Source organism: Spirosoma sp. KCTC 42546, from assembly GCF_006965485.1.
Lineage (GTDB): Bacteria > Bacteroidota > Bacteroidia > Cytophagales > Spirosomataceae > Spirosoma.
Map to the genome: position 1 here is coordinate 2,252,715 of NZ_CP041360.1, position 16,166 is coordinate 2,268,880.

The window sequence follows — 16,166 nt, forward strand, 5'->3', positions numbered from 1 at the left end:
AAACGGTCTTTATTCGCAGTTTATTCGTTAGCCAATGAAAAATTTACAGCCACTTCGTATTAAAACGATCACTGATTACCATCAACTCAGGAGTTTACCAAAACCAGAGCATCCGTTAATCAGTGTCGTGAATTTTGAAGCGATCAGGCGGCTATCCTGCGATCAGTCGACCAGTATTATTCAGGATTTCTATACCATCGCACTCAAACGAAACTTCAATGGCAAGATGAAGTATGGGCAGCAGGAATACGACTTTGACGAAGGCCTGCTGATCTTTATTGCACCTGGTCAGGTTTTTACCATTGAGGCAGATAATGACTTAACACATACGGGATGGCTGCTACTCATCCATCCCGATTTTTTATGGAATACGCCCTTAGCCAAAAGGATAAAGCAATATGAATACTTCAGCTATTCGGTCCACGAGGCACTGCATCTTTCAGAGAAAGAAGAAACGATTGTTACGGGTATTATACAGAATCTGAACCAGGAATACCGCTCGAACATCGATACATTCAGTCAGGACGTCCTGATTGCTCAGCTTGAGTTATTGCTGACGTACGCTGACCGGTTTTACCATCGTCAGTTCATCACCCGAAAAATTACCAACCACAAACTCCTCAATCGGTTGGAAGATATCCTTACGGACTATTTCAACAGCGATACAGTAGCCCAAAAAGGCTTGCCCACGGTTCAGTACATTGCCGATGCCTTAAACGTATCCCCTAATTATTTGAGCGCTTTGTTAAAGATGCTGACGGGCCAAAGTACCCAGCAGCATATACACGACAAATTGATTGACAAAGCAAAAGAGCGATTGTCCACTACCAATCTTACCGTCAATGAAATTGCCTATGCCCTGGGCTTTGAACATTCGCAGTCGTTCAGCAAATTATTCAAAACAAAAACCAATGTTTCTCCTCTGGAATTCAGGCAGTCGTTTAAGTTGCAGTGACAGTTTAGTGAAAACGATCCTGCCAATTGCTGAAGTAGTCATCGGGCAGACAGGGCGGTGCTTGAGCTGCCCTGCGCCAGTTTAACCAAGTCTACTAGACACTACAGGAGGGGAGGAGTCATTTTTCTTAGTCGCTACTGTAAGAATCGGCAGAATCAATAGGCATTCGTCACGGAAAAATCCACATTCGTCTACCAGATTTAAACGCTCATCGCCTTTGATTTTCAGAGCCGTACCATTCATGGCAACTTTGTTTCATTAAAACGAAACAAACCACTACTTACTAAAAAAGCCATGAAAAAAGTACTTATTCTGATGTTGGGTCTGGTAGCCAGTACCGCATCGTTCGCTACCGTATCGACTCCTCAAACGGCAGCTGCTCAGACCCGCGTCGTAATGACTCCCGAGCGTAAAATCAAACTCTACGTGCAACCGCTTCAAGCCAAAGGCCAGGTGGCTATTCTGGATGCCAGTGGCCAGGCCGTTTACACCCAGCAGGTAGCCTTAGCAAAAGGACTCAGTGAGCAATTCGATGTATCAAGCTTAGGCACTGGTACCTTTCGGCTACTACTAACAACAGACAACGAAACGGTCGTTAAAACATTTGTGGTGCAGGCCAATCCCAATGAGAGTTTTGTGGTGCAGGACTAAGCTTATTGTCATTATTGGTCATTGCTTGTCATTCGTAGTCATTGGTTGTACTAGTTCATCAATGAATGACAGGCAATGACCAATAATGACTAGTAAATGACAACAAGCTTAATACGTATGCACGATTCCCTGCTTCAACGCATCCTCATAGGCTTCCTTCTCAAACTGATATAGATAGGGAGACCTATGGGGACCAATTGACCGCTGTTCGTTTAGTTTTTTGATCAGGCCAAGCGCTACGAGTTTTTTAGAAAAATTACGCTGATCGAGTTCTTTGCCCAAAATCGTTTCGTATAGCGAGTGGATTTCCGGTAACGTGAATTTTTCGGGTAACAGATTATACCCGATCGGCTGATGATAGATCTGAAGCCGGAGGGTTACCAGGGCTTTTTCTACGGCCTCGTTATGATCGAATAGTAGCCTGGGAATGGCGTTCACATCCCACCATTCGTAATCTTCGGTGAAAAAGTCCGTTCTGACATTCACCTTCGAATAATCCACCAGAGCAAAATAGCCAATGGATAAGGTCCGTTCAAACAGCCAGTTATCATCATCAACGTCGAGGCCGTATTTTTCTTTAAACTCCCCGACACTTCGCTCCTGAAGCCGATAGGGCGAATCGCCAAAAATGTGAAACTGCTGAAGAAATAGGTCTTCCAAACCCGTTCGCTCTTGTAAGATACGATGGGCGGCCTCGCTTAGGGGTTCTCTTCGCTTAATAAAACCACCCGGCAATCCCCAACCATTCTGCCCTTTCCACTTAAGGAGTAAAATCTTTAGCTGCTGATCGTGGTAGCCAAAAATGACCGGGTCGATGCTGAGGTGAGGCAGGTACTGCTGATGGCCGTTCTTTATAAAGTCGAGTACGTCTTCTTCTGAGTTCATAGATCAAATATAAAAAAAACTATTCCGTACGTCTTACGAATTAGATAAAAGTGCCTTATCTTTATTCCGTAAAATTTACGCTATTGATTTTAATTCAATTTTTTCGCTAAATAGTCTAGCCTATTTTGATGATACAGTTTATCCCTAATTCCCTGCGCTGGTTGGTCGGAACGGCCTTAGTTGGCCTGGTGTCCATTGGGCTTTGGTCCTACGTGGGTGCCAATGAGCCACCCCGCATACTGGTGTTTAGCAAAACAGCCGCCTTTCGGCATGCCTCTATCGGGGCTGGTCAAAAGGCCCTCTTTCAACTGGGTAAAGAGAAGGGGTTCTCCGTTGATACCACGGAGAATGCCGCTCGCTTTACCGAGGAAAACCTGAAACGTTACCGGGCGGTCGTGTTTTTGAGTACCACCGGCGACGTACTCAATGCCGCCCAGCAAAATGCCTTTGAACGCTACATTCAGGCTGGCGGAGGCTATGTAGGCATTCATGCCGCTACGGATACCGAATACGACTGGCCCTGGTATAATAAACTGGCGGGTGCCTGGTTTTCCAACCATCCCATGCCCAACAATGTACAGAAAGGAACCTTTGTGGTGGCTGATAAAAACAACCCGGCAACGAGTTTTTTGCCGGAACGCTGGGAGCGTGAAGATGAATTCTATTCCTTCAAAAACATCAGCCCTGCCTTGCATGTTCTCCTGACCATCGACGAAAAAACCTATCAGGGCGGCACCAACGGCGACAATCACCCCATGGCCTGGTACCAGGAGTTTGAGGGAGGTCGTTCATTCTACACCGCAGGCGGGCACACGGATGCAACCTTCTCGGAACCGCTGTTTTTGCGGCACCTGGGAGCCGGGTTACACTACGTAATGGGGGGCGATTCACCTAAGCCACTAGATTACACAAAGGCAAAAACGAAACGACTACCCGAAGAAAACCGGTTCTCAAAAGTTGTGCTGGCAGAAAAACTCGACGAGCCCATGGAACTGGCCGTACTGCCGGATAGCCGCGTGCTGGTGGTTGAACGGAAGGGCAATGTTAAACTCTTCAGCCCATCAACCGGTAAGCTGAAAGTCATTAACCACATTCCGGTGAATACCAAAGTTACCAACAAGAAAGGGGAAGTAGGAGAGGACGAAGGTGGTCTGCTGGGAATAGCCAAAGACCCGCATTTTACCCAAAATCACTGGATTTATCTGTATTACTCGCCCGAAGGTAAAGAGGCAAAGAATAGTGTGGTTCGTTACGAATTTATCGGCGATGAACTGGTAATGAGTTCCAAAAAAGTCATCCTGGATGTAGCTACCCAACGCGAAATCAGTGGCCATGCCGGGGGCTCGATGACCTTCGATAATCACGGAAATTTATACATCTCGACCGGTGATAATATAAACCCGCAGGAATCCAATGGGTTCAGCCCGTCCGATGAGCGTCCGGGCCGGGAACCCTTCGATGCCCAGATGACCTCGGCCAACACCAATGACCTGCGTGGTAAAGTCCTGCGTATTCACCCTGAAGCTGATGGTTCTTATACAATCCCAGAAGGCAATCTGTTTCCTAAAGGAACTGCCAAAACCCGTCCTGAAATTTACACGATGGGCCACCGGAATCCGTTCCGGATTTCGGTAGATCCAAAAACTGGTTATATGTACTGGGGAGACATTGGTCCCGACGCGGCCTCTGCGAAGGATGAACGCGGACCCGCCGGACAGGATGAAGTAGGACAGGCCAGGAAAGCGGGTAATTATGGCTGGCCTTATTTCGTGGGCGATAACAAAGCGTATCATCAGTATGACTTTGCCACCGGTCAGTCGGGGCCGTTATACGATCCGGCACAACCGGTCAACAAATCAGTCAATAACACAGGACTAAACCAGTTGCCGCCCGCTCAGAAAGCCTTTATCTGGTATCCATACGCCGAATCGAAGGAGTTTCCGCTGGTGGGTTCGGGTGGTCGCTCGGCTATGGCTGGGCCCGTGTATTATAAGGATCAGTTTGCGCAGGCCAAGCGCCCTTTCCCGGATTATTACGATGGTAAACTTCTCATCTATGAATGGATGCGGGGCTGGCTGATGGCTGTTACAATGGACGCGAATGGCAATTATGCCTCCATGGAGCGGGTGATGCCCAGCTATAAATTCTCGAACCCCATGGACATGGAGTTTGGCCCGGAAGGTGATTTGTATATGCTGGAATATGGCAGTGGCTGGTTCACCCAAAATGACGATGCCCGACTGGTACGTATTGAGTACAACGGTGGCAACCGCAAGCCTCAGGTTCAGGTAGCAACCTCCAAAAAAGGTGGATCAATTCCTTTTAAAGCTCAACTTTCGTCGGCTGGTACGAAGGATTTTGACAATGATGCCCTGACGTATGTTTGGACGATTAGCCCTAAAGCCGGAGGTGCTACCCGAACCTTCAAAGAAGCGAACCCGACCGTTTCCTTCGATAAGCCTGGAATTTACAAAGCCACGCTGACCGTAACCGATGGTAAAGGAGGCAGCAGCAATCGGACGATCGAGATTATGGCTGGGAATGAGGAGCCCGTATTGACGTTCGAAACCAAAAACAGCAACCAGACCTTTTTCTTTCCCGGTCAGCCGTTTGCCTATGACGTGAAGGTTCAGGATAAGGAAGATGGTAGCCTGACCAATGGAAAGATTAAACCGAACGAAGTGGCTGTCAATATCGACTATCTGGCTGAAGGCTACGATCTGGCGGCTATTGCTCAGGGGCACCGTAGCGCCGATGCGACCGCTCAGGTAGGCAAAGGACTTACGCTGATTGAGGCCAATGACTGCAAAGCCTGCCATAGCATCGAGAAAAAATCGGTAGGGCCTGCTTATCAGCAGGTGGCTCTTAAATACAAAGGCGATGCCGGTGCAGCCGAACGCTTAGCGAAAAAGGTTATTTCGGGCGGAAGCGGTGCCTGGGGTGAAGTGGCCATGAGCGCCCACCCTCAGTTATCATCGACCGATGCGCAGGAAATGGTTGGCTATATTCTGAGTCTGGCCGAAAAGAAACAGGCAGCGCCATCGCTACCGGTTAAGGGCAGCTATACTATGAACCTGCCCAAGGGCGACAAAGGTGAAGGCCGGTATCTGGTTCGGGCCGCGTATACCGATAAGGGTAACCAAGGTATTCCGCCAATTACAGCCGAAAAAACACTGTTACTACGGAGTGCCAAGATGCCAGCCGCAAAAGCGGAGAAGACGGATGGTGTGATGAAGTACGGTACCATTATTATTGCCTCGGTGAAAGGGGGTAATATTGGGTTCAGCAACATAGACCTGACAGGCATTGAGCAGCTTAAGTTTACCGCTTCGGCCCCAAAATCCCAGTTAAATGCAGCCGGTGGAATAATCGAAGTCCGACTGGACGAACCAACGGGCAAACTAATTGGCCAAACCGACTTTATTGGGCCTGCCGATGGCGCCAGTTTAACCAATATGCCACCGCCAGTAGTGGCTAAACTATCGGGCGCAACGGGTGTGCATGACGTGTATCTGGTCTTTAAAAATGATAAAGCTCCCGCTGGTCAGGCCTTGTTCGTCCTGATGGATCTGGAATTTCAGACGAGTCAGTCAGCGAGTGCAAGCCTTAATCCAGCCCCGGCTCAGGCTACTTCAGGAAGCTCGTCGGCGCAGGATCTGAATGACTATGCGGGCAAGTATAAGATGACTGGTCTTCCGTTTGAGTACATTGACATTATGGCTAAAGACGGTAAACTATTTATAAAGGCAGGTACCAACGAAGGAGAACTCACACCCGGTACGGAAGCCGATGAGTTTAAAGGAGGCAGTAATACTGTGCTCACCTTCGGCCGGGATACTGACAAAAAGGTCACGTCAATCACGCTCAACGCGCAGGGGATGACCTTTAAAGGGAGTAAGTAATCCGCGTTACAACTAAAAATTTCACGTTTAAACCAATTCTAACAATGAAAAAAGTAAGTCTGTTTCTGTTCATTTTTCTTCTGGGTGTTTGTGTCAAAGGGTTTTCTCAGGCAACGCCACCAACTGACTTTTTTGCTGGCAAATGGGAAATCACCATTATGGGTACACCCGAAGGTGACGCCAAAATGGTGACTGAACTGATCCGGAAAGACGGTAAACTGACGGGTGAACTGAAAGATCCATCGGGGACAAGACCCGTTACGCCAATCACTAAAATTGTGGAAGAGGGCACTAAACTGACCATCTATTTCGACACGGCGCAGGCTGGAGAAATTCCGGTTGAACTGACCAAAGTGGATGATGACCATTTGAAAGGCTCGCTGATGAATATGTTTGAGTCTACCGCTCTGCGGGTCAAGTAATTTATTGACAGACGGCTGTGTAGTTTGTCAGACACGTAGGGGGCGGTTGTTTTGACCGCCCCTACGTTAGTTCCGGATTTTACTGTAGGGGTTAGTCACTCATCACGGAAAAATCCACATTCAGCGATCTAATTCACGTACTCATCACCTTTGATTTTCAGAGAAGTAGCATTCATGGCAACTTTGTTTCATCAAAAAAGGAACAAACCACTACTTACTAAAAAAGCCATGAAAAAAGTACTTATTCTGATGTTGGGTCTGGTAGCCAGTACCGCGTCGTTCGCCAATGTATCAACTCCACAAACCTCTGCTTCCGGCACACGGGTAGTGATGACGGCCGATCATAAAATCAGGCTCTACGTACCAGCTAATCCAACCAAAGGCCAACTGGCTATTCTGGATGCCAATGGCAAGGCCGTCTATACTACAACGGTAGCGCTTCAAAAAGGGTTGAGCCAGCAATTCGATGTGTCGGGCTTAGGCACGGGCACTTACCGACTGACGCTGACAACAGACCAGGAAACGGTCATAAAGACATTTGTGGTGCAGGCTAATCCCAATGAAAGCTTTGTGGTTCAGGAATCGTAATCGTATTGCTAACGAACGGGAAGCACATTGAGAATCCGCCATCAATCACGAATCCGACGAGCCAATTCAGAATGGTTTGTCGGATTTTTAGGTATGAGCCGATTCATTAAACGAGGAATGGTACGGGGTTCAAATTCGGCTGGCATACTGATACAAAGGCCACACCAATAACGCTTAGCGTTCAGGTAATTTCTGCGGTAAAGAGAACAAGTAATAATGAGCTAGTATGGGCTTCTTTGGGAGCTAAACGAGTCAATCCTAAACACCTACGACTACTTTCATCATGAAGAAGATCACCTTTCTGGCCTGGCTGCTACCGGCGTTAGCGTTTGCGCAGCCTTCGCCCCTTCAAAAGGGCTTTCAAGTCCCCCCTAATTCGGCCAAGCCCCGCGTGTGGTGGCACTGGATGAACGGCAACATCACTAAAGAGGGTATTACCAAAGACCTTGAATGGATGAACCGAGTTGGCATTGGTGGGTTTCAAAACTTCGACGCCAGCCTGTTTACGCCAGCCGTGACGCCCAAAAAGCTGGTGTTCATGACCCCCGACTGGAAAGATGCCTTTAAACACACCACTGATCTGGCTGAGAAGCTTGGCCTTGAAATGGCCATTGCCGGTTCGCCGGGCTGGAGCGTAACGGGTGGTCCCTGGGTGCCCGCCAGCGATGCCATGAAAAAGTACGTCTGGTCTGAAACACGAATAACAGGTGGTCAGGCCTACTCGGGTAAACTGCCCCAGCCGCCAACCACAACAGGCAAATTCCAGAATGTGGCGCTAGCTCCCGATATGCTCAGCCAATCAGCAGGTAAGTTGTCAGAATACTATGCTGATGCCGCCGTAATTGCTTATCGCTTGCCAGCCTCTGAGAAACCTGTGGCGTCACTGAATCCGAAAATTACATCGAGTGGCGGTGCGTTCAGCCTGGCCGAATTGACCGACGGTGACCTGGCTACGACTAAATTACTTCCACCCATGGAAGTTGGGCAGGATATGTGGCTGCAATACGAATTTGAGAGCCCACAAACGATTAAGGCGTTTACTATTGTAGGCTCTGCTGCAGCCGGTGAACTGGCTGAATTCAGAGGCATGCCCGACAACCGGATGCTGAAGGTGAGCGATGATGGAGTTAACTTTCGGGATGTTGTCATTATCCGGGGCAGTACAATTCCTCAAAGCACCATGGGAATCCTGCCTACCACGGCCAAATACTTCCGGTTTACATTTAAAACCGAGAAGCCCGAAGGGAATGGGTTTGCGGCCATGATGGGCGGTAGTGCTGAACCCGGCAAACCGCAGGGCGTACCCGTAGCTGAACTAGTATTGCACAATACCGACCGCATAGATTTATTCGAGCAAAAAGCGGGCTTCAGCCCCTGGAAAGAAAGTACTCACTCACTGGTAAAACCCGGAGCGGATGCCATTCCTACGCAGGATGTAGTGGATTTGACGTCGAAAATGGGCGCTGACGGTACGTTGAACTGGACTGCCCCCGCCGGTAACTGGATTGTGATGCGACTAGGCTATTCGATTACGGGTCGGAAAAACCACCCTGCTTCGCCCGAAGCTACAGGGCTGGAAGTTGATAAGCTCGATAAAGTGGCTGTCAGAAAATACATCGACACCTATCTGGACATGTACAAAGATGCCACCGGAGGCCAAATGGGTGCCAAGGGGCTTCAATACATGGTTCTGGATAGCTACGAAGCGGGTCATATGACCTGGACCAAGGCCATGCCCGACGAGTTCCAGAAACGACGCGGTTATGACATCAAGCCCTGGCTTCCAGTGCTGACGGGCCGTGTTGTGAAGAGCGCTGAAGACAGTGAGAAATTTCTGTGGGATTTTCGCAAGACCATCGGCGAACTGATCGTCGAAAATCATTATGAAGTAATCGGCGATGCACTGCACGCACGGGGTATGAAACGCTACACCGAGTCGCATGAAAACGGCCGAATTTATTTAGCCGACGGCATGGACGTGAAGCGCAAGGCCGATATTCCCATGTCGGCCATGTGGACGCCGGGTAGTCTGGCTGGTGGTGCCAACGAGGAAGTTCGCAGCGAAGCCGACATTCGGGAAGCCGCTTCGGTGGCGCACATCTATGGGCAGAACCTGGTAGCGGCTGAGTCGATGACATCCATTCAAAATGCATTTAGCTGGCACCCCGAGAAACTAAAACGTACCGCCGATCTGGAAATGGCGTCGGGTCTGAATCGATTTGTGGTCCATACGTCGGTACACCAGCCGCTGGACGATAAGAAGCCCGGCTTTTCGCTCGGGCCCTTTGGTCAGTACTTTACCCGGCAGGAAACCTGGGCTGAACAGGCCAGCGCCTGGACGGGCTACCTGGGCCGAAGCTGCTTTTTACTACAACAGGGCAAACCCGTTGTCGATGTACTGTATTACTACGGCGAGAACAACAACATTACACAGGCGTTTGCCCAAAAATTACCTGCCATCCCGGCTGGTTATGAGTTTGACTTTGCCAATTCCACCGTTGTAAAGAGTGCTCTGCGCATAGAAGGAGGAAAGATTATAACGCCAAGTGGGCAGCAATACCGTTTGTTCGTGCTGGATTCATCGGCGAGAACAATGACCCTGCCTGTTCTGAAAAAACTGGCCGAGCTGGTTAAGTCCGGTATGAAAGTGGCTGGTGTTAAACCCGAACGCTCGCCCAGCCTGACCGACAATGCATCGGAGTTTACGTCGCTGGTGAACCAGATCTGGAGCAACCCGAACGTATCGACCAAGCCCGTGGAGACTGTATTACAGGGCATGAGTATTCCGAAAGATGTAGACATATCCGGCGCGAAAGCAAAGATACTGTACGTACACCGCCAAACCACCGACCGCGACGGCGGACCGTCGGACCTCTACTGGCTCGACAGTCGTAGCGAAGCCCCAAATGAAGCTACGATTAGCTTCCGGGTAACAGGTAAAGTGCCGGAGTTATGGAACCCTGAAACGGGTAAAACGGAAATGGTATCGTATCAGATCAAAGACGGGCGAACGAGTATACCGCTCAAGTTTGAGTCGTGGGGCGCTTACTTTATCGTCTTCCGTAACAAGGCAACGGTCGCTTCGTACACCAAACCTGTCGTTACAGAATCACCTGTAGCCAGTGTAACTGGTGCCTGGAAGGTTAATTTTCAGGAGGGACGAGGTGCCCCTCAACAGACCACGTTGAACACACTTGGGTCATTGACCGACAATGCCGACCCAGGTATTAAATACTTCTCCGGTACAGCCGCTTACGACAACACATTTGAGGTAGCGAAGGTGACTAAAAATGCGTCCTACATTCTTGATCTGGGCGAGGTGAAGAATATCGCTGAGGTGATCATCAATGGTAAAAAAGTGGGTACTGTCTGGAAGAAGCCCTTCCGTATCGACATCACGGAGGCTTTGAAAGCAGGCAACAACACGGTTCAGGTGAAGGTCACGAACCTGTGGGTCAATCGCCTGATTGGGGATGCCCAGCCAGGCGTAACGAACAAGATTACGTTTACCACCCTGCCGTTCTACAAGGCAGATGCACCTGTACTACCATCAGGTCTGCTAGGACCCGTTCGCGTACTGGAAGCGACGCCAGCTACCGTAACGGCGCAGGTAAAACGATAAGTGGATGCTTACGTAGTCAACTAAAATTAATAACCATAGAGGCACAGAGAGCACAACGTTTTAATAAGACGATAAAAACTCTGTGCTCTCTGTGCCTCTGTGGTTAAAAAATAGTTTGCATCATACCAATTGAACAGAAGGCTGTTGAGTCGAATATATTCAACAGTCTTCTGTGTTAAAGAATAAGAAGCAGGCTAACCGGAAAAAGTACAAATTGCATCATCTACTCTGAGAACGGTATGGTAACCCGTTTTTCAGGGTAGATGATGCTTGTTTATAGGCGAGTCTCAGTTTATGAATACGTTTGTAAATGGCTGAAAAGGAATAACATATGAAAAAAGTTCTCATCTTGGTTGGCCTGAGTGGAAGTGGAAAAACAACCTTTGCCCGCCAATTCTGCACCGAAAACCCGAACTGGTTACGCGTAAACAGGGATGACCTTCGCCGAAGTCTATTGTCTGTTGCACTCGACGAATACTGGCAAACCTGGCCTGAGCGCGAAAAAGACCGGATTGAAAACCTCGTTAATGAGCTACAGAAAACGGCAATCCTGGACGGTTTGGCACGGGGCTGGCATATATTGATCGACAATACAAACCTGAAACTGAGTTACATCAATCAACTCCGAAAATTGCTCGCCAGCCATTTCGATGAAGTTGAAATCCAGTATCGACTAATGGAGACGCCTATAGACGAATGCATCCAGCGCGACCAGAACCGATTTGGCGTAGTAGGAGAGGCTGTCATTCGCAAACAGGCAGAACGACTTGTAGCCCTGAAACGGAATTTCAAGTTCCAGACCGAAGTTCTGACGCGAGATCCTGTTTTTCAACGGCTTCAGGACGAGTCCTTACCCCGTTGCGTATTGGTGGATATTGACGGCACAGTAGCTACCATGAGAGACCGAATCCACGGCGGTCGCTACCCCTTTGACTGGCATCGCGTAGGGGAGGATTTACCCAAATGGCCGATTATAAACTTAGTGAAAGCCTTGCGGGCATCGGGGTATACGATTGTATTCTTTTCGGGCCGGGATGCTGTTTGTCGCACTGAAACAATGGCGTGGATTAATCAATATTTTGGCTGGCAGTTTCCTGACTACGAGTTATTTATGCGCCCCCAGGGCAACAATAGCAAAGACGCTACCATCAAATACGAACTGTTTGAACAGCACATTCTTGGCCAGTACTACGTCGAACTCGTAATAGACGACCGCCAGCAGGTAGTGGATATGTGGCGACGTCAGTTGGGTTTAACTTGTGTGCAGGTGAATTATGGGGATTTTTAGGAGGCTAAGTGATTTGTAATCAATTAGTTATCTTGCCTAGCTCGAACTTTTGACATAACCTGCGTTGCTTTCTCGATTTTTTCTGAGAATAAGGATGGAGATCTGGATGCTCTTTCAGACTGTCATCGATCTGTAAAATGGGTCGAGCGGTATAAAGAAAGGACATTACTGTTAAAATAACTCCACTAGACCATATTCGTCGGACTCGTTCAATTTTTGAAGATCATCGACATGCTTTTGCAGGGTGTCCAGGACACTGGCTGACTACTGATTGCCCATTCGTAATAAAATAACTTTCGGAGGAAAGCCATACGTATTGGCCAGATTGTAGTAGTCGTCATCATTCGTGACGATGGTTCGGTTGTTGATCCGTGCCCATTGCCAGATTGCTATATCTTTAGCAGGGATTGGCAGACCTGTTCGGGTAACGTGTAAACAAAACAATCGGGGAATATACCCGCTAATTTCTTTACTAAACGATAAGACAGGTTAGCGTCAAGCAGGATTTGTATTAGGCAGCTATCAAACGGGTACGGCGCTCGCTATCAGCGGCAAAGGCTAGTGCTGCCCGAATGTCATCGAGTGTTAATTCTGGGAAGTCGTCCAGAATCTCGTCATTCGTCATGCCCGATGCCAGCCAGCTTAGGATATCCTGTATAGCAATACGAGTACCTTTGATACAAGGCTTGCCGAAACGAATTGCTGGATTTAAACTGATGTACTCCTGATAATTATGCATACCCAAAGATAGAAAATTCTACCGTTATCAATCTGGTATTAAGCGGCTTGTTCGGTAAAGTGTAACTCCGCCCGGATTTTGCCTTTGGCTTCAAGAAGGTGGGATAAAGTCGCCAAATTAGCTTCACGCAAATCAATATATTGTTGCACATAAGACCCAGAATCGCCAATTGAGCGGTGACGATTAATAATATCGCTGTCTCGTTCAATCAATGTCAACAGTCGTGCTATAGCTCCAGCCCTTAGTTCAGTATCCTCCAGAATTTGCTCTAATTCATTCATGAGTTTAAAAATTAAGTTGAACTATTCCTTTTTTTCGTCCTGCCAAACTAGTGCCAAAATCCTGTAGCCAACGCAGTCGATCAGATTCGTACCAATTACGCTGTCGATGATCTTCTGGATAAACCTGCACAAAATAACCATCTATAAGTTTATTGGGCAGAAAGCGCTGCTGCCGAAAAAAAGCAGCTTGTTCTTCATGACGTGTGTAACAATCAGCATCAAGAAAAATAACGAAATCAATATCGAATGGGTTTGTTTTTCGAGTTATAAAACTACCGTCAACCCAGACAAAAAACTCTTCATTTGTGGTTATTCTGAGATTGGTTACATGCATTAGAAATGAGTTAAACAACAGACTTCTTCTCTCCGAATCAGGAAACGCTGTCACAAACGTTTATTTAAACTCTACATAGTGAGCGTAATGACGGTGTAAGGTTGCAGATTTCCATGAACATCAAATTCGATAGAGGGCATAAAAATAGTTTGAAACACAACAGTCAAGTATCTATTTAAAGATAGCAAAACTTATGGCCGATGTACCAATAAGCCATCTTTAGTTTCATTAACCCAGTTTCTGGCAAACTAAATCTATTTTCGCCCCATCTTTGTTATCTGAATAGAATCATAATTCATGCTAAACTGAGCGTTGAGAAAACCACTGTCATTAGGGCAATTCGCTCAGTCGCTCCGGTCCGGCGTTCCGGTTCACTCATTCATCATTATCGTACATGAAACTCCTTAAAGTAGCCGCTGGTGTTCTCAATCAAATCCCACTTGCCTGGGAGCATAATAAGAAAAACATTATCAATGCCATTGAGGAAGCCCAGCGGCAAAATGTGAGCCTGCTGTGCCTGACCGAATTGTGTATTTCGGGCTATGGTTGCGAGGACGCATTCTTTGCCCAGAACACCATCGATCAATCCATTGCCTCCCTGCTGGAGATCGTCGACTATACCAACGACATCGCCGTAGCCGTGGGCTTGCCACTACGCCATAACAACCGTACGTACGACACCGCCTGCCTGATCGCCAACAAGCGAATCCTGGGCTTTGCCGTGAAGCAGAACCTGGCCAATAACGGTGTTCATTACGAAACGCGCTGGTTTCAGCCCTGGAACCCCTACGTGCGGGACGAGATAAAAATCGGCGATTTCTCCTATCCCTTTGGCGATCTGGTCTTCGACCTGTCGGGTATCCGAGTTGGGTTCGAGATCTGCGAAGATGCCTGGGTGGCTAACCGGCCGGGACGGATGCTGTACGAACGGGGTATCGATATTATCCTGAACCCGACGGCCAGCCACTTTGCCTTCCTGAAATCGCAGGTGCGCGAGCGGTTCGTGGTCGATGCCTCACGGGCGTTTGGTGTTAGCTACGTGTACAGCAACATGCTGGGAAATGAAGCCGGTCGGATGATTTACGATGGCGATGCCATGGTAGCGTCCAATGGCGAATTACTGGTGTCAGGGCCGCGCTTGAGTTACGAGGATTTTCTGATTGTTCCGGCCGTTGTTGATGTTGAACTCACGCGCCTGAATCAGACACAAAGTCGTGGGAATATCGCCCTTGCCTACCCAAACTTACGCGTATCGGATCGGTTCGACTGGCCCGATATTTCGCCCGTTATCCAGAAAGCCGAACTTGAAGCGTGGGAGCGGGGTGGTTATCTGAAGGAAGAAGAATTTGCCCGAGCGGTTGCCCTGGGTCTGTTCGATTACCTGCGGAAGAGTCGCTCGCAAGGCTACGTACTGTCGCTGAGTGGAGGAGCTGACTCGTCGGCCATTGCTGCGCTGGTTTTCCTGATGATTCGGATGGCAGAACAGAACCTTGGGCTGGAAGGCGTTAAGAAAAAACTCGGCTACATCAAAGCCATTCAGAAGTGCGAATCGCCGGAAGCGATGGTCGGTAAATTGCTGACGGTTATGTATCAGGGCACCGAAAACTCGTCGGACGATACGTTCAATTCGGCCAAAGAACTGGCGGAGGATATCGGGGCAACCTTTATGAATATTAACATCAACGGCCTGGTCGAAACCTACCGGGAGTTGATTGAGGCTCAGCTAGGGCGAAAACTGTCGTGGGATACCGATGATCTGGCGCTGCAAAATATACAGGCGCGGGTGCGGGCTCCGGGCATCTGGATGATGGCGAACCTCAACAATTCGTTGCTATTGAGTACGTCGAACCGCTCCGAAGCCGCTGTTGGCTATGCCACCATGGACGGCGACACTGCGGGGAGTATTTCGCCCATTACGGGCATCGACAAGCATTTTCTGCGGGGCTGGCTGCGCTGGCTCGAAACGGTTGGCCTGAACGTGAAAAACGAATCGACCCCCGCCGACCGCACTGGTTCGGTGATGGAGCCAACCGCATCCGATCACCTAATCAAAGTGAAGGGCCTGCACGCCGTCAATAACCTGCAACCCACCGCCGAACTCCGTCCGCTAGACAAAAAACAAACCGACGAAGACGACCTGATGGCCTACGATGTGTTGAACTCCATTGAAGAAGCCGCCATTCGCGATAAGCAGCCGCCCGTTGAGGTGTTAAAGCTTGTCGAGGTTCGGTACGCAGGCCGTTATGATCGGGAGAAGTTGTTGGTCTGGGTTGAGCGCTTTTTCAAACTGTGGAGCCGCAACCAGTGGAAGCGCGAACGCTACGCCCCTTCGTTCCACCTCGACGACCACAACCTCGATCCGCGTTCGTGGTGCCGTTTCCCGATTCTGTCGGGTGGTTTCGAGAAAGAACTCGCCGACATGCGCGACTGGGCCAACGAGCAGAAGCCCAATAGCCGAAAAGGTAAGATTGGGTTTTAGGGTATAATTCGTGTAAATTG

General features: G+C 48.8%; 13 protein-coding genes. 8 read left to right on the forward strand and 5 right to left on the reverse strand.

Annotated features, from left to right (window positions below; translation table 11 throughout):
- Nucleotides 1-34 precede the first annotated feature (34 nt).
- Both EXU85_RS09035 and EXU85_RS09040 read left to right on the forward strand, forming a co-directional pair.
- Nucleotides 35-955 (forward strand): AraC family transcriptional regulator, encoded by a 921-nt coding sequence (locus EXU85_RS09035; RefSeq protein ID WP_142771769.1) that lies wholly within the window; start codon nt 35-37, stop codon nt 953-955.
- Nucleotides 956-1,249: 294 nt separating this feature from the next.
- Nucleotides 1,250-1,606, forward strand: a complete 357-nt coding sequence (locus EXU85_RS09040; RefSeq protein WP_142771770.1) for a T9SS type A sorting domain-containing protein — start codon at nt 1,250-1,252, stop codon at nt 1,604-1,606.
- A 108-nt stretch (nt 1,607-1,714) separates the two neighbouring features.
- On the opposite strand, the gene EXU85_RS09045 is transcribed toward EXU85_RS09040, so the two are convergent.
- On the reverse strand, nt 1,715-2,491 hold the full coding sequence (locus EXU85_RS09045) for an NUDIX domain-containing protein (protein WP_142771771.1): 777 nt from the start codon (nt 2,489-2,491) through the stop codon (nt 1,715-1,717).
- 128 nt (nt 2,492-2,619) lie between these two features.
- On the opposite strand from EXU85_RS09045, the gene EXU85_RS09050 reads away from it, so the two are divergent.
- The 5 genes from EXU85_RS09050 (at nt 2,620) to EXU85_RS09070 (ending at nt 12,313) form a co-directional block, all read left to right on the forward strand.
- On the forward strand, nt 2,620-6,393 hold the full coding sequence (locus EXU85_RS09050; RefSeq protein WP_142771772.1) for a ThuA domain-containing protein: 3,774 nt from the start codon (nt 2,620-2,622) through the stop codon (nt 6,391-6,393).
- A 44-nt stretch (nt 6,394-6,437) separates the two neighbouring features.
- Nucleotides 6,438-6,815 carry a hypothetical protein gene (locus tag EXU85_RS09055; RefSeq protein ID WP_142771773.1) on the forward strand — a complete coding sequence of 126 codons (378 nt, stop codon included), beginning with the start codon at nt 6,438-6,440 and terminating at the stop codon, nt 6,813-6,815.
- A gap of 228 nt (nt 6,816-7,043) precedes the next feature.
- Nucleotides 7,044-7,403, forward strand: coding sequence for a T9SS type A sorting domain-containing protein (locus EXU85_RS09060; protein WP_142771774.1), 360 nt, complete (start codon nt 7,044-7,046; stop codon nt 7,401-7,403).
- Nucleotides 7,404-7,686: 283 nt separating this feature from the next.
- Complete coding sequence (locus EXU85_RS09065; protein ID WP_142771775.1) at nt 7,687-11,025, forward strand: glycosyl hydrolase; 3,339 nt, start codon at nt 7,687-7,689, stop codon at nt 11,023-11,025.
- A gap of 331 nt (nt 11,026-11,356) precedes the next feature.
- Complete coding sequence (locus EXU85_RS09070) at nt 11,357-12,313, forward strand: AAA family ATPase (protein WP_142771776.1); 957 nt, start codon at nt 11,357-11,359, stop codon at nt 12,311-12,313.
- Nucleotides 12,314-12,577: 264 nt separating this feature from the next.
- On the opposite strand, the gene EXU85_RS09075 is transcribed toward EXU85_RS09070, so the two are convergent.
- The 4 genes from EXU85_RS09075 to EXU85_RS09090 all read right to left on the reverse strand — a co-directional run bounded on the left by EXU85_RS09075 (nt 12,578) and on the right by EXU85_RS09090 (nt 13,667).
- Nucleotides 12,578-12,757: a DUF5615 family PIN-like protein gene (locus EXU85_RS09075; protein WP_246859478.1), complete on the reverse strand. Its 180-nt coding sequence runs from the start codon at nt 12,755-12,757 to the stop codon at nt 12,578-12,580.
- Between the two features lie 67 nt (nt 12,758-12,824).
- Entirely contained in the window at nt 12,825-13,052 is a 228-nt protein-coding gene (locus EXU85_RS09080; RefSeq protein WP_142771777.1) for a DUF433 domain-containing protein, read from the reverse strand.
- A 38-nt stretch (nt 13,053-13,090) separates the two neighbouring features.
- Nucleotides 13,091-13,333 (reverse strand): hypothetical protein, encoded by a 243-nt coding sequence (locus tag EXU85_RS09085; protein WP_142771778.1) that lies wholly within the window; start codon nt 13,331-13,333, stop codon nt 13,091-13,093.
- A gap of 4 nt (nt 13,334-13,337) precedes the next feature.
- A complete protein-coding gene (locus EXU85_RS09090; protein WP_142771779.1) occupies nt 13,338-13,667 on the reverse strand; it encodes a hypothetical protein in 330 nt (109 codons plus the stop codon).
- A gap of 394 nt (nt 13,668-14,061) precedes the next feature.
- On the opposite strand from EXU85_RS09090, the gene EXU85_RS09095 reads away from it, so the two are divergent.
- Nucleotides 14,062-16,146, forward strand: coding sequence for a nitrilase-related carbon-nitrogen hydrolase (locus tag EXU85_RS09095; protein WP_142771780.1), 2,085 nt, complete (start codon nt 14,062-14,064; stop codon nt 16,144-16,146).
- Nucleotides 16,147-16,166 lie beyond the last annotated feature (20 nt).

Coding starts and splice junctions, on each gene's coding strand:
- EXU85_RS09035 (WP_142771769.1), top strand. CDS start 35: ATGAAAAATTTACAGCCACTTCGTATTAAAACGATCACTGATTACCAT.
- EXU85_RS09040 (WP_142771770.1), top strand. CDS start 1,250: ATGAAAAAAGTACTTATTCTGATGTTGGGTCTGGTAGCCAGTACCGCA.
- EXU85_RS09045 (WP_142771771.1), bottom strand. CDS start 2,491: ATGAACTCAGAAGAAGACGTACTCGACTTTATAAAGAACGGCCATCAG.
- EXU85_RS09050 (WP_142771772.1), top strand. CDS start 2,620: ATGATACAGTTTATCCCTAATTCCCTGCGCTGGTTGGTCGGAACGGCC.
- EXU85_RS09055 (WP_142771773.1), top strand. CDS start 6,438: ATGAAAAAAGTAAGTCTGTTTCTGTTCATTTTTCTTCTGGGTGTTTGT.
- EXU85_RS09060 (WP_142771774.1), top strand. CDS start 7,044: ATGAAAAAAGTACTTATTCTGATGTTGGGTCTGGTAGCCAGTACCGCG.
- EXU85_RS09065 (WP_142771775.1), top strand. CDS start 7,687: ATGAAGAAGATCACCTTTCTGGCCTGGCTGCTACCGGCGTTAGCGTTT.
- EXU85_RS09070 (WP_142771776.1), top strand. CDS start 11,357: ATGAAAAAAGTTCTCATCTTGGTTGGCCTGAGTGGAAGTGGAAAAACA.
- EXU85_RS09080 (WP_142771777.1), bottom strand. CDS start 13,052: ATGCATAATTATCAGGAGTACATCAGTTTAAATCCAGCAATTCGTTTC.
- EXU85_RS09085 (WP_142771778.1), bottom strand. CDS start 13,333: ATGAATGAATTAGAGCAAATTCTGGAGGATACTGAACTAAGGGCTGGA.
- EXU85_RS09090 (WP_142771779.1), bottom strand. CDS start 13,667: ATGCATGTAACCAATCTCAGAATAACCACAAATGAAGAGTTTTTTGTC.
- EXU85_RS09095 (WP_142771780.1), top strand. CDS start 14,062: ATGAAACTCCTTAAAGTAGCCGCTGGTGTTCTCAATCAAATCCCACTT.